Origin of the sequence: Streptomyces sp. NPDC093546, from assembly GCF_044765045.1 — a bacterium.
Lineage (GTDB): Bacteria > Actinomycetota > Actinomycetes > Streptomycetales > Streptomycetaceae > Streptomyces.
The window spans coordinates 97,999-109,973 of record NZ_JBIWJG010000005.1 but is presented as its reverse complement, the minus strand read 5'-3'; the positions used below and the strand labels follow the sequence as shown (position 1 = coordinate 109,973).

The 11,975-nt window shown below is 71.0% G+C and carries 10 protein-coding genes, 1 tRNA gene and 1 pseudogene; 7 read left to right on the top strand and 5 right to left on the bottom strand.

Annotation, left to right across the window (positions count from 1 at the left end; translation table 11 throughout):
• The first annotated feature begins 258 nt into the window (after positions 1–258).
• Positions 259–2,124, top strand: a complete 1,866-nt coding sequence (locus ACIRNI_RS13140; RefSeq protein WP_403551047.1) for a putative bifunctional diguanylate cyclase/phosphodiesterase — start codon at positions 259–261, stop codon at positions 2,122–2,124.
• A 63-nt stretch (positions 2,125–2,187) separates the two neighbouring features.
• Here the strand turns inward: ACIRNI_RS13140 and ACIRNI_RS13135 are convergent, their stop codons facing one another.
• From ACIRNI_RS13135 to ACIRNI_RS13125, 3 genes are all read right to left on the bottom strand, one after another.
• Positions 2,188–3,894: a glycosyl hydrolase family 18 protein gene (locus ACIRNI_RS13135; protein ID WP_403551045.1), complete on the bottom strand. Its 1,707-nt coding sequence runs from the start codon at positions 3,892–3,894 to the stop codon at positions 2,188–2,190.
• Positions 3,895–4,117: 223 nt separating this feature from the next.
• Positions 4,118–5,194, bottom strand: a complete 1,077-nt coding sequence (locus tag ACIRNI_RS13130; protein WP_403551043.1) for an LLM class flavin-dependent oxidoreductase — start codon at positions 5,192–5,194, stop codon at positions 4,118–4,120.
• Positions 5,195–5,320: 126 nt separating this feature from the next.
• Complete coding sequence (locus tag ACIRNI_RS13125; RefSeq protein ID WP_403551041.1) at positions 5,321–6,058, bottom strand: decarboxylase; 738 nt, start codon at positions 6,056–6,058, stop codon at positions 5,321–5,323.
• 82 nt (positions 6,059–6,140) lie between these two features.
• On the opposite strand from ACIRNI_RS13125, the gene ehuB reads away from it, so the two are divergent.
• From ehuB to ACIRNI_RS13095, 6 genes are all read left to right on the top strand, one after another.
• Positions 6,141–7,028, top strand: coding sequence for an ectoine/hydroxyectoine ABC transporter substrate-binding protein EhuB (gene ehuB / locus ACIRNI_RS13120; RefSeq protein WP_403551039.1), 888 nt, complete (start codon positions 6,141–6,143; stop codon positions 7,026–7,028).
• Positions 7,025–7,684, top strand: a complete 660-nt coding sequence (gene ehuC, locus ACIRNI_RS13115; RefSeq protein WP_403551037.1) for an ectoine/hydroxyectoine ABC transporter permease subunit EhuC — start codon at positions 7,025–7,027, stop codon at positions 7,682–7,684. Before ehuB ends, ehuC begins: the two co-directional genes overlap by 4 nt.
• The gene (gene ehuD / locus ACIRNI_RS13110) at positions 7,681–8,331 is read left to right on the top strand and encodes an ectoine/hydroxyectoine ABC transporter permease subunit EhuD (protein WP_403551035.1); all 651 of its coding nucleotides are present in this window, start codon (positions 7,681–7,683) and stop codon (positions 8,329–8,331) included. The genes ehuC and ehuD overlap by 4 nt, the downstream gene beginning before the upstream one ends.
• Complete coding sequence (gene ehuA / locus ACIRNI_RS13105) at positions 8,321–9,076, top strand: ectoine/hydroxyectoine ABC transporter ATP-binding protein EhuA (protein WP_403551033.1); 756 nt, start codon at positions 8,321–8,323, stop codon at positions 9,074–9,076. Before ehuD ends, ehuA begins: the two co-directional genes overlap by 11 nt.
• 166 nt (positions 9,077–9,242) lie before the next feature.
• On the top strand, positions 9,243–10,001 hold the full coding sequence (locus ACIRNI_RS13100; protein WP_403551031.1) for an IclR family transcriptional regulator: 759 nt from the start codon (positions 9,243–9,245) through the stop codon (positions 9,999–10,001).
• A gap of 85 nt (positions 10,002–10,086) precedes the next feature.
• Positions 10,087–10,160 (top strand) — tRNA-Lys (locus ACIRNI_RS13095).
• Between the two features lie 84 nt (positions 10,161–10,244).
• Here the strand turns inward: ACIRNI_RS13095 and ACIRNI_RS13090 are convergent.
• Both ACIRNI_RS13090 and ACIRNI_RS13085 read right to left on the bottom strand, forming a co-directional pair.
• The gene (locus tag ACIRNI_RS13090; RefSeq protein WP_403551029.1) at positions 10,245–10,838 is read right to left on the bottom strand and encodes a lytic polysaccharide monooxygenase; all 594 of its coding nucleotides are present in this window, start codon (positions 10,836–10,838) and stop codon (positions 10,245–10,247) included.
• Between the two features lie 146 nt (positions 10,839–10,984).
• A pseudogene (locus tag ACIRNI_RS13085) lies at positions 10,985–11,908 on the bottom strand (SPFH domain-containing protein); the annotation flags it as partial.
• Positions 11,909–11,975: the final 67 nt, after the last annotated feature.

The window sequence follows — 11,975 nt, the reverse complement described above, 5'->3', positions numbered from 1 at the left end:
CACTTGGGTGAGCGGGCCGATTTCACGCAACGTCACAACCGATCAGGGCGGGACCGGTGCGCGCCACACCCGGGCCAGACCCGTGCAGAAACGATCGACCGGGGGCGTGCGGGTGGGGCGGCTCACACCTTCCGGGCGCCTCTCACCCAGTGGCGACGCTGGAACGGCCGCCGCGACAGCCTCTATGATCGGCACACTTTCGATGGCTGACCATTCCGACCACATCTGTGCGTCACAACTGCCCTGCGGGAGCGAGCGGTGAGCGGAACCTCCAGCGGAACGCCCCATCCACCGGGAGCTGCGGCAGTCTCACCGCCCGACACCGCGGACCTCCCGAACACGCAGAGTCACCAATCCGGCGGTACCGGCCCCGCGCCCGACGCCGAACTGCGCGACTACCGCGCCGCCTTCAACGCCGCCCACCTGGCCATGGCCGTCGTCGACCCCGAGGGGCTCGTCGTCAGCGCCAACGACGCCTTCGCCGCCCTCCTCGGCACCGACCCCGCCTCGCTGAGCGAGCAGCCGGCCTCCGACCTCGTCGACCTCGCCTCCGACAGCCGCACCTGGCACGCCTACCGCGAGGTCCTGCGCGGCCGCCGCTCCCGCTTCCGCTGCACCCGCCGCCTCAAGCACCCCGACGGGCGCTCCCTGTGGGCCGAGGTCACCGTCGCGCCCGTACCGCACAGCCGGCGCGTGCTGCTGTCCATCACCGACATCAGCGACCGGCGCGAGCTCCAGGCGCGACTGCGCCACCTGCAGATGCACGACCCGGTGACCCGACTGCCCAACCGCACGCTCTTCTTCGAACGGCTCGCCTCCGCGCTGGAGAACTCCACGTACGACGCGTACGGATCCGGTGACGCGTACGACTCCTACGGCGATGGCGGATCAGGGCGGATCGGCCTCTGCTACCTGGACCTGGACGGCTTCAAGGCCGTCAACGACACCCTCGGGCACCGCGTGGGCGACCGGCTGCTGGCGGCCGTGGCCGCCCGGCTCACCGAGTGCGCGGACAGCGACGGCTACACGCGCAGCGGCGGCCATCTCGTCGCGCGGCTCGGCGGTGACGAGTTCGCCATCCTCGTCGAGGACTCGACGGGGACGGAGCAGCTCGCCGACCTCGCCCGGTCCGTACTCGCCGCCGTGCAGCGCCCGTTCGACCTGGCCGGGCAGCGGCTGTCGGTCTCGGCGTCGATCGGGGTCGTCGAGCGGGCCGCCGCCGGCACCACCGTGACGGGCCTGATGCAGGCCGCCGACACCACGCTGTACTGGGCCAAGGCCGACGGCAAGGCGCGCTGGACGCTCTTCGACCCCGAGCGCAACGCCCACCGCATGACGCGCCAGTCGCTCTCCTCCACCCTCCGCCCGGCCGTCGAGCGCGGCGAGTTCGCCCTGGAGTACCAGCCGCTCGTCGGCATGTCCGACGGGACGGTACGCGGCGTCGAGGCGCTGGTGCGCTGGAACCACCCGCAGTTCGGCTCGTTGGCGCCGAATCGGTTCATCGGGATCGCCGAGGAGGACGGCTCGATCGTCCAGCTCGGGCGATGGGTGCTGCGCACCGCGTGCCGCCAGGCCCGGCAGTGGCAGAAGGACCACCCGCGCGAGAAACCGCTGTTCGTCAGCGTCAACGTCGCCGTGCGCCAGGTGTGGGACTCCGACCTGGTCGCGGACGTCGCCGAGATCCTCGCCGAGACCGGGCTCGCGCCCCACCTCCTCCAGCTGGAGCTCACCGAGTCGGCCGTCATGGGGTCGGCCGGCCGGCCGCTCCAGGCCCTCCAGGCGCTCAGCGACATGGGCGTGCAGATCGCCATCGACGACTTCGGCACCGGCTACTCCAACCTCGCCTACCTCAGCCGCCTGCCGGTCTCCGTCCTCAAGCTGGACGGCTCGTTCGTCCGCGGCTTCCAGGACGAGGAGCACCCGAACCCCGCCGACGAGGTCATCGTCGAGGCCCTGGTCCAGCTCGCGCACCGCCTCGGCCTGACCGTCACCGCCGAGTGCGTCGAGACCTCCGGCCAGGCGGCGCGCCTGCGCCGCATCGGCTGCGACACCGGCCAGGGCTGGCTCTATTCCCGGGCGGTGGCCGCGGACCGCATCCCGCAGCTGATGGGCGCCGGGACGTGAAACCGCCCCTGCCCGGGGGGTGTTCGCCGGGCAGGGGCGGTGGTCGTGGGGGTGGGTCTCGGATCAGCAGGCGCCGAGGTCCTGCCAGACGCCCCACTCGCCGGTGGTGCCGGGCTCCTCGCCCTTCGTCCACCACTTGGCCTTCCAGGTCCGCCCCTTGTGGGAGACCTGCGCGCCACCGGTGTACTCCGCCGTCGCGGACCAGGCCGCGGCCGTGCACGCACCCGGCGTGGGAGTGGGAGTGGGGGTGGGAGTGGGGGTGGGAGTGGGCGTCGGGGTCGGGCTCGGCGTGGGAGTCGGGGTCGGGTCCGGGGTCGACGGCGACGAACCGACGGCCGCCACGATGTCGTTGAGCAGCGTGGTCCGCTCGTCCAGTCCGAGCAGCGAGTACATCATCGCGCCCGCCAGGCCCCGGCTGTGGGCGTAGTCCGCGCGGGCCTGGATCGACCGCTTGTCCAGCCCGGTGAAGAACTCGCCGTCCTTGTAGAAGTACGACGCCTTCGCCTGGTCGTCCCAGAACGTCGTCGCCGCGTTGTCGACGATGCCGCCGAGCTCCTTGTAGTGCGCGATACCGGCCTGCTGGCTGACGGGCCGGGCGGCGGAGGCGCCGGTCGCGGGCTGTGCGAGGCCGTTCTTCGCCCCGGCCGGGACGCCCTTCCAGCCGCGGTAGTAGAACTCGTACCCGAGCGTCAGCTTGTTCGCGGGGAAGCCGCCCGCGATGCCGTACGCCGGCTTGCCGTCGATCCAGGCGTCGATGGCGTTGTCGATCGAGTACTTCTCGGTGCCGGGCTTGATCGGGTCGGTCGGGTCGTCGGAGCCGGAGTACAGCGGCGACTGGTGGTACGTGGGCCCGTCGCCGTCCCAGGCGCCGTGCATGTCGTACGTCATGATGTTCGCGTAGTCGAGGTACGCGCCGATCTTGTCCGTCTCGATGTGCTTGATCTTGTCCTGCCCGGCCGGCAGGGCGGCGGTCAGCAGGTACTTCTTGCCGCCGTGGGCGGCGCCGTACGCGTCCAGCTGCTTGCGGAACTCGGCGAGCAGCAGCGTGAAGTTCTGCTTGTCCTCGGGGCCGTAGTGGTTGCCGAGGTGGCCGTCGGGCGAACCGGGGTACTCCCAGTCGATGTCGATGCCGTCGAAGATCCCGGCCGCCGTGCCGGGGCCGCCGTACCCGCCCTCGACCGGCAGGTCACCGGCGATGTACTGCTTGACGCACGAGGCCACGAACTTCTTGCGGCTCGCGTCCGTCTTCGCGGCGTCGTGGAAGTACTTGGAGTACGTCCAGCCGCCCAGCGAGATGTTGATCTTCAGCTTCGGGTACTTCGCCTTCAGCTCCTTGAACTGGTTGAAGACGCCCACGATCGGCTGGTCCCACTTGTCGGCGACCCCGTCGACGCTGTCGGCGGCCGAGAAGGACCGCTGGTAGTCGGCGTACGAGTCGCCCGCGCCGTCACCGGCGTTGGGGTTGGCGTCGTCACCCGCCGCCTTGTTCGCCTCGAAGCAGGTGAGCTCGGTGGGGTGGATGTTGCCGAAGGAGTAGTTGATGATGTCCAGCTTGCCCGCGATGCCCCGGGTGTCGAGGTGCTTGGGGTAGAAGGCGTTGCCGTAGACGCTCCACTGGTCGTAGTACGCGATCTTCACCCCACCGGAGGAGGGCGCGGCGGCGGCCGGGGCGGCAGCGGCGGCGGTGCCGGGGCCGGCGAGGGCGGCCAGCGCGCCGGCGGTCAGCGCCACGCCGGTGAGCGCGGCGACGAGGGGTTTGCGGTGCTGCACGTGCGGCCTCCGAGGGGGGTGGCGGTACGGGAGTTGGAGCAGTGATAGCGGCCGCGTGAACAGTGCGTCAATGGTCCGAACCAAACGAGGACTAGACCAATTCCACCACGAAACCCCTCGTCAGGGACGCGTGCGAACCGCCCGCCACCGGTGGTGACGAGCGGTTTAAGGCTCCCTTATGGATCTTGTGCACCCGTTCCCGAGCCCGAACCACGCGCAGCGGTCAGAAGCCGTAGGCGTCCGCGATCAGCTCGTAGCTGCGCAGCCGCGCCTCGCTCCCGTGCGCGTTGGCCGTGATCATCAGCTCGTCGGCGCCCGTGCGCTTCTGGAGGTCGTCCAGCCCCGCCCGTACCGCATCCGGCGTGCCGTGGACGACGTTCGACAGCCAGCCGTCGACGAACTCCCGCTCCGCCGGGCTGAAGGCGTACGCCTCCGCCTCCTCCGGCGTCGGGATCAGGCCCGGCCGCCCCGTGCGCAGGCGGACCATCGACAGCGCGCCCGTCAGCACCTGGCGCCGCGCCTCCCGCTCGTCCTGCGCGGCGAGCGCGGAGACGCCGATGAGCGCGTACGGAGCGTCCAGCACGGTCGAGGGCCGGAAGGAGTCGCGGTAGAGGTCCAGCGCCGGGATGGTGTTCCGCGCCGAGAAGTGGTGCGCGAACGCGAACGGCAGGCCGAGCGCCCCCGCCAGCCGGGCGCTGAAGCCCGAGGACCCCAGCAGCCACACGGGCGGGCGGCCCGACGGGCCCTGCACCGGCCCCGGCACGGCGTGGATCCGGGCGTACGGATGGCCGTCCGGGAAGTCGTCGTCGAGGAAGCGCACCAGCTCCGCGAGCTGCTGCGGGAAGTCGTCGGCGCCTTCGTTCAGCCGCTCGGTACGACGGAGGGCCGCGGCCGTGGCGCCGTCCGTGCCGGGCGCGCGCCCCAGGCCCAGGTCGACCCGGCCCGGGGCCATGGCCTCCAGGGTGCCGAACTGCTCGGCGATGACGAGCGGCGCGTGGTTGGGCAGCATCACGCCGCCCGAGCCGAGCCGGATGCGCTCGGTGTGGGCGGCGAGGTGCGCGAGGATCACGGCCGGCGAGGAGGAGGCGACCCCGGGCATGGAGTGGTGCTCGGCGACCCAGTGGCGGTGGTAACCGCGCCGCTCGGCCAGCCGGGCGAGGGCCACGCTGGTGGAGACGGCCTCGGTGGCGGTGCGCCCGCTGCCGACGGTGACCAGGTCGAGGACGGAGAGCGGGACGGGCGCGCTCCCGTGCGCCGTGCCGCGGATGGCGTCGCCGCCTCGTACGGCTTCGTCGTTCACCAAGGGATCCTCCTGCGTGGATGCGTGCATACAGCACCCATCGACAACATGAGGCCCTCTCCGTTTATTCCGGACGTTTGTCCGGGCGCTTGTACCGGACGCTTGTCCGGGCGCTTGTCCGGGCGCCTATTCCGTGAGCGCCTCCGCGCCCTCCCGCGCGAACAGCCGCCCCAGCTCCGCCGACCACGCCCCGCGCCGCTCCGCCAGCCGCAACCCCTCCCACACCGTCACCTGGTTCCCGGTGAGCACCGGCTTGCCCACCGCCGCCTCCAGCTCCGGGAGGTACGCCACCGTGTGGAGCGCCGTGTCGGGCAGGAGCACCGCCTCGGCCTGCGGGTGGTCGCCGGTCCTGGCGAGCTGGAGCACATGCTCCCGGCCCCACCGGGCGAGCTCGGCCGCCGTGACGACGGAGCTCGACCGGGCCGCGACCACCTCGAGTCCGGCGGCCTCCAGGAACCGTACGAAGAGCTCCGTGACGTCCGGCGGATACGTGGCCGCCACCGCGACCCGCCGCACCCCCAGTGCCCCCGCCGCGTGCGCGAACGCGAACGCCGTGCTCGACGCCGGCAGCCCGGCCGCCGCCGCGAGGGTCCGGATCTGCTCGTGGGCGCCCTCCCAGCCGTACACGAACGACCCGCTCGTGCACGCCCAGACCACCGACTCGGCGCCGGAGAGCCGCAGCTCCTCGACCCCGGCCGCGAGCCGCTCCGTGGCGCCCATCTCCCGCAGGACGTCCACGCGGTGCGCGTCCTCGCCGATGTCGGTGCGGACGATGGGGAGGTTGAGGCCGTTGAGCAAAGCCTCCATCCGGGGGTAGTCCTCCTCGGCGGCGTGCCCCGGGTAGAGCAGTCCGACCGTCGTCATGTCACGTCCTCCATGTCACGCCCTCCTGTCGGTCGGCGTTCCCGTACGCATACCCCGCGCGGTCTCGGGTAGCCGCGCGCCCATGGCCCGTACAGCTCGTCGACTCAGAACCACCCGTCCGATACCCCGGCGCACCCTGCTGCTCGGCTCGGCGGTCGCCGCCGTGGGCGCGGGGACCGCCGCGTGCAGCCGCGTCACCTCCGGCAACTCCCTGGACCGGCTCAGATCGCAGGGCACCGTCCGGCTCGGCATCGCCGGTGAGGTCCCCTACGGGTACGTCGACGAGCAGGGCGAGTTCACCGGCGAGGCGCCGGAGCTGGCGAAGGTGATCTTCAAGCGGCTCGGCATCGGCCGCGTCCAGCCCGTCGCCACCGATTTCGCCTCCCTCATACCCGGCCTGAACTCCCAGCAGTTCGACATCGTCTCGGCCGGGATGTACATCAACAAGGAACGCTGCGAGCAGGTCATCTTCTCGGACCCCGAGTACCAGATGCTCGACTCCTTCGTCGTCCGCAAGGGCAACCCCCTGAACGTGCGCTCGTACGAGGACGCGGTCCGCGCCAAGGCCAGGTTCGCCACCGCCACCGGGTACGCGCAGCTCGACTACGCCGTGGCCGCCGGGTACCCCGAGAAGGACGTCGTCATTCTCCAGGACCAGGTGGCCGGTCTGAACGCCGTCGAGTCCGGCCGCGTCGACGTCTTCGCGGCCACCGCGCTCACCGCGCGCCTGGTCGTGGAGAAGAGCCGGCGGGCCGAGGCGACGGCGCCCTTCTCGGCGGTCGTCGACGGCGAGAAGAAGATCGACGGCGGCGGCTTCGCCTTCCGCCCCACCGACCACGACCTCCGGGACGCCTTCAACGCCGAGATCCACAAGATGAAGAAGAGCGGCGAGCTCTTCCGCATCATGCGGCGCTTCGGTTTCACCCAGGCCGAGATGACCACGCTCACCGCCGAGGAGCTGTGCCGATGACCGCAGGACTCTGGCAGAACTGGGTGCTGCCGGGCATCTGGACCACCGTCCAGCTGCTCGTGTACAGCGCCGCGCTCGGCGCGCTGGTCGCCTTCACCGTCGGCACGGCCCGCACCCACCGCTCGCTCTTCGTCCGCTTCCTGGCGGGCGCGTACACGGAGATCTTCCGGGGCACCTCGGCGCTGGTGCTGATGTTCTGGCTGTTCTTCGTGGTGCCGCCGCTGCTGGGCTGGCAGCTGGTGCCGATGTGGGCGGCGGTGCTGGCGCTCGGCCTGTCGTACGGGGCGTACGGCGCCGAGATCGTGCGCGGCGCGCTGAACTCCGTGCCGAAGGCCCAGCGTGAGGCGGGCGTGGCGCTCAGCTTCACACCCTGGCAGCGGCTGCGGCTGGTCCTGCTGCCGCAGGCCGTGCCCGAGATGATCCCGTCCTTCTGCAACCTGCTCGTCGAGCTGCTCAAGGGCACGGCGCTGGTGTCGCTGCTCGGTGTCGGGGACGTGTCCTTCGCCGCGTACCTGGTGCGCCTGGCGACCCAGGAGAGCGCGCAGATCTACTCCGTCATCCTGGTGATCTACTTCGTGATCGCGTTCGTCATCACCCGCTCCATGAAGGCACTCGAACGGAAGACCAAGGCGAACGTCGGGGTGGTGGCCAAGTGAACTGGGACTGGTCCGCGGTGGCGGACTTCATGCCGCGCTTCTGGGACGGGCTGCTGGTCACGCTGCAGATCCTCGTCCTCGGCTCGCTCATCTCCTTCACCCTCGGGCTCGTGTGGGCGGCCGGTTTCCGCGCCCCGAGCCGGCTGGTGCGGTGGCCGGTGCACGCCGTGACGGAGTTCATCCGCAACACGCCGCTGCTGGTGCAGCTCTTCTTCCTCTTCTTCGTCCTGCCGGAGTGGGGGGTGCAGTTCTCCGCCCTCACCACCGGCACGCTCGCGATCGGGCTGCACTACTCGACGTACACCGCGCAGGTGTACCGGGCCGGGATCGACGCCGTACCGGCCGGGCAGTGGGAGGCCGCCACCGCGCTGAGCCTGCCGGCCCACCGCACCTGGGTGGCGGTGATCCTGCCGCAGGCGCTGCGCCGCGTGGCGCCGGCGCTGGGCAACTACGTCATCGCGATGCTGAAGGACACGCCGCTGCTGGCCGGGATCAGCGTGCTGGAGCTGCTCCAGCAGTCCCGGCTGGAGAGCGCGGCGACCTTCCAGTACACCGAGCCGCTGACGGTCGTCGGTGTCGCCTTCATCCTCATCGCCTATCCGGCATCCCTTCTCGTACGAGCCCTGGAGCGCCGCCTTGTCCACTGACTCCCTGTCCACCGAGCTGATCACCTTCGAGAACGTCACCAAGCGCTACGGGGAGAACACCGTCCTCGACGACCTGTGCTTCTCGGTCGAGGCGGGCCGGCACGTCACGCTCATCGGCCCGTCCGGCTCGGGCAAGACGACGATCCTGCGGATGCTGATGACGCTGGAGAAGCCCGACGCGGGCACCATCCGCGTCAACGGCGGCCGGCTGTTCCCGGCCGACGAGAAGCAGCGGCGCGAGACGCGCAAGAAGATCGGGATGGTCTTCCAGCACTTCAACCTCTTCCCGAACATGTCGGTGCTGCGCAACATCACCGAGGCCCCGGTACGCGTGCTGGGCCTGGAGAAGGACGAGGCGGTGGAGCGCGGCCGGGAGCTGCTGGAGATGGTGGGGCTCGCCGACAAGTGCGACGCGAGACCGGCTCAGCTCTCGGGCGGCCAGCAGCAGCGGGTGGCGATCGCGCGGGCGCTGGCGATGCGGCCGCAGGTGCTGCTGCTGGACGAGGTCACCTCGGCGCTCGACCCGGAGCTGGTGGCCGGGGTGCTGGACCTGCTCAGGGACATCGCCCGGTCCACGGACATCACCATGCTCTGCGTCACCCACGAGATGAACTTCGCCCGGGACATCTCGGACGAGGTGCTCATGTTCGACGCGGGGAAGGTCATCGAGTCGGGTTCGCCGGAGCGGATCTTCTCCGACCCGGAGCACGAACGCACGCGCGACTTCCTCGGCGCGGTGCTCTGACCTCCCACTCTGCGCCTGAACTAGGCCATTGGCATATGCCAGAGTGTCCCGTCCCTGCATATGACCCCGGGACGGGACACTTTCTTGCCAACGGGACCTCCTGAAACGGTTCTTGGCGGCTATCGTGGTACAGAAGCATGCGGTCACAACCTGGTAGGGGGAAACCGTGGCGCCGAAGCCCGAGCCGACCGCGCCGTTCCATTCGGTGCACTACGCCCTGCGCGTCCTCGAAACGATCTCCCGGCATCCCGGAGGCGTCACCGACGTCCAGATCGCACGCGAGACCGGACTCCCGACCGGCCACCTGGCCCCGATGCTCCTGATGCTGCGCCGCGAGGGGTACGTGGAGCAGGTCTCCGACGGCGCGTACGTCGTGGGCGACTCCCTCGTCCTGCTCGGCTCCGGCGCCACCCGCCGCGAGGCCCTGCAGAACAAGCTCCAGGAGACCCTCACCGAGCTGCGCGACTCGCTCGGCGCCGCCGTCTACATCAGCCGGTACATCGACGGCGAGGTGAAGGTCACCCAGGTCGCGGACGGGCCGCACACGCCGAAGGTCAACGAGTGGGTCGACTTCCGCTCCGCCGCGCACGCGAGCGCGGTCGGCAAGTGCCTGCTGACGCAGCTGGACGTGAACGGGCGCAGAGACCACCTCTCCCGCCACAAGATCGCGCGGCTCACCTCCCGCACCATCACCAGCGAGAAGGTGCTCTTCTCCAAGCTGGACAGCCAGCCGCCGACCGTCCCCGTCCTGGACCTCCAGGAGTACGCCGTGGGCACGGTCTACGCGGCGGTCCCGCTGACCGCCGGTTCGGCCGTGGGCTGCCTCGCGCTCTCGCTCCCGATCGAGCACGCGCACCGGCTGCGCTCGGCGGCCGACGCGCTGAACCGCAGGGCGGCGCCGGTGGTGCTCTCGCTGGCGCTCTAAACCTGTACGCACCCGATGTGAGGCAGCTCACGCCCTCGCGGTCCGAAGCACGCCTCGGACCAGGTAGTATTAACTCTGTCAGCAGGCGCCGCTAGCTCAGTTGGTTAGAGCAGCTGACTCTTAATCAGCGGGTCCGGGGTTCGAGTCCCTGGCGGCGCACAGACGGGAAAAGCCCCTCGCGGAAGCGAGGGGCTTTTTCGTGCGGGTGCCGCGAGTGCCCAGGTGCGCCGGTGCGCGCACGGCTCAGAACTGGACGTCCGAACAGGCGTAGAAGGCGTTCCCCGTGTCGGCGACCGTCCAGACGGCGAGGATGAGGTGCCTGCCCGTCTTGCCGCTGGGGATCGTCCCGCTGTGCGAGAGCGTGGACGGCGGCTGCTGGGCGTTGTACGGGACCGTCAGGAACGGCTGCGGGTCCAGGGCCGCGCGGGTGAGCGGAGCGCTGGAGTTCCAGCCGTTACGGGTGATGTAGTACTTGAAATCGGTGGTGCGGTGCCGCGCCGTGAACTGCCAGCGGAAGGTGTGGCTCTGACCTCCTGCCACCTTGGTGGCGGGCCAGTTCCCGCCCCGCGGGTCGTCGAGCTGGGCGAAGGTGGAGTTGCCGCCGGCGCATATCTTGCCGTCGGCGGGTCCGCCGGCCGGGAAGCCCTTGGGGCCCTCGACCGACTGCGGCTCCCACTGGATGGCGCCGCAGTTGGTGACGGTGCCGTTGGCGCAGAGCTTCTGGCGGCTGATGGGTGAGTCGGTGTAGCCGTGGCTGCTGGCGCTGCTGGTGGCGAGAAGAGAGGCTCCGGCGACGCCGAGGGCCACCACGGCCGCGCCTATCGTGCGGTTTCGCATGCTGGTGCTCCAGGTGAACGTGGGGGAAGTTCCATGAGCCGTGCTGCACACGCGCGCGCGTGGTGGTGCGGTGGTGCGATCCAGACCGGGCTTTGGTCTGGACCAACTCCCAATGTAGGGACGTCAATTAGACATGTCCATACCAATCACGGGCCTTCGACCGGACCACTGCGGCCCGTGTAGAACGCCACCGTCAGGTCCTTGACCAGCGCCTTGCGGTCGTAGTCGTCCAGCTCGACCAGACCACGCGTGGTCAGCCGGTGGACCATGTCGTCCACCGCGTCCACCACCGAGGTGAGCACCACGTCCCGGTGCTTGGCGTCGATCGACGCGATGCGCCGCCGCTGCATCGCGGCCGCGATCTCGGGCGCGTACTCGATCCGCGTCGGCTGCGCCGAGAAGACGTCGATACCGACCGGAGCGCACTCCTCCGACAGCATCCGCGTCAGCGCGTCCCCCACCACCTCCGCGTCCCGCAGGGTCGGGGCGTCCTCGTGGAAGGCGTCGGCCGGCAGCTGCGAGAGCACCCGGGCCATCGCCGCCTCCACCTGCTCGCGCAGGTACCGCTCGTGGTCCGCGACCCCGAGCGCCGCCCGGACCGTGTCCCGGATGCGCCACACCACCAGCACCACCACCCGCAGCGCCGTACCGTGCGCGTCGACGGCGGGCAGCGGCTCGCTGCGCCAGTGCCGCAGCCGTACGTCGACCCGGCGGCGCAGCATGAGCGGGCTCACCCACACCAGCCCGGTGCGCCGCACGCTGCCCCGGTAGTCGCCGAAGAGGGTCAGCACCCACGCGTAGCCGACCCGCCCGCGCGCCAGCCCGCCGAAGGCGAACAGCGTCAGCAGCACCCCGAGCGCCAGCAGCGCCCACCAGCCGAGGGCGATGCCGTTGTACGGAGGGGACGGCAGCCTCAGCATGTGCGTCAGCGCCGGGGGCACGACACCCACCCACCAGAGCACCGCCGCGCATCCGGCGAGCGCGGCGGCCCCGGCGACGACCCCGGCCCAGCCGGGCAGCGCGGGCCCCGGCCGCTCGGCGAGGCGCGGATCGCCGGACGGCACGGGCCGCGACCGGGCGGACGCCGCCACCTGTGCCGGTGCCTGGGTCGGTACGGACGCGGCGCCGGGCACGACG

Bases quoted from the DNA above. Each gene is read 5' to 3' on its own strand.
- ACIRNI_RS13125 (WP_403551041.1), bottom strand. From the start codon at position 6,058: ATGACGACGGTCGGACTGCTCTACCCGGGGCACGCCGCCGAGGAGGAC.
- ehuC (WP_403551037.1), top strand. From the start codon at position 7,025: ATGACCGCAGGACTCTGGCAGAACTGGGTGCTGCCGGGCATCTGGACC.
- ehuB (WP_403551039.1), top strand. From the start codon at position 6,141: ATGGCCCGTACAGCTCGTCGACTCAGAACCACCCGTCCGATACCCCGG.
- ACIRNI_RS13090 (WP_403551029.1), bottom strand. From the start codon at position 10,838: ATGCGAAACCGCACGATAGGCGCGGCCGTGGTGGCCCTCGGCGTCGCC.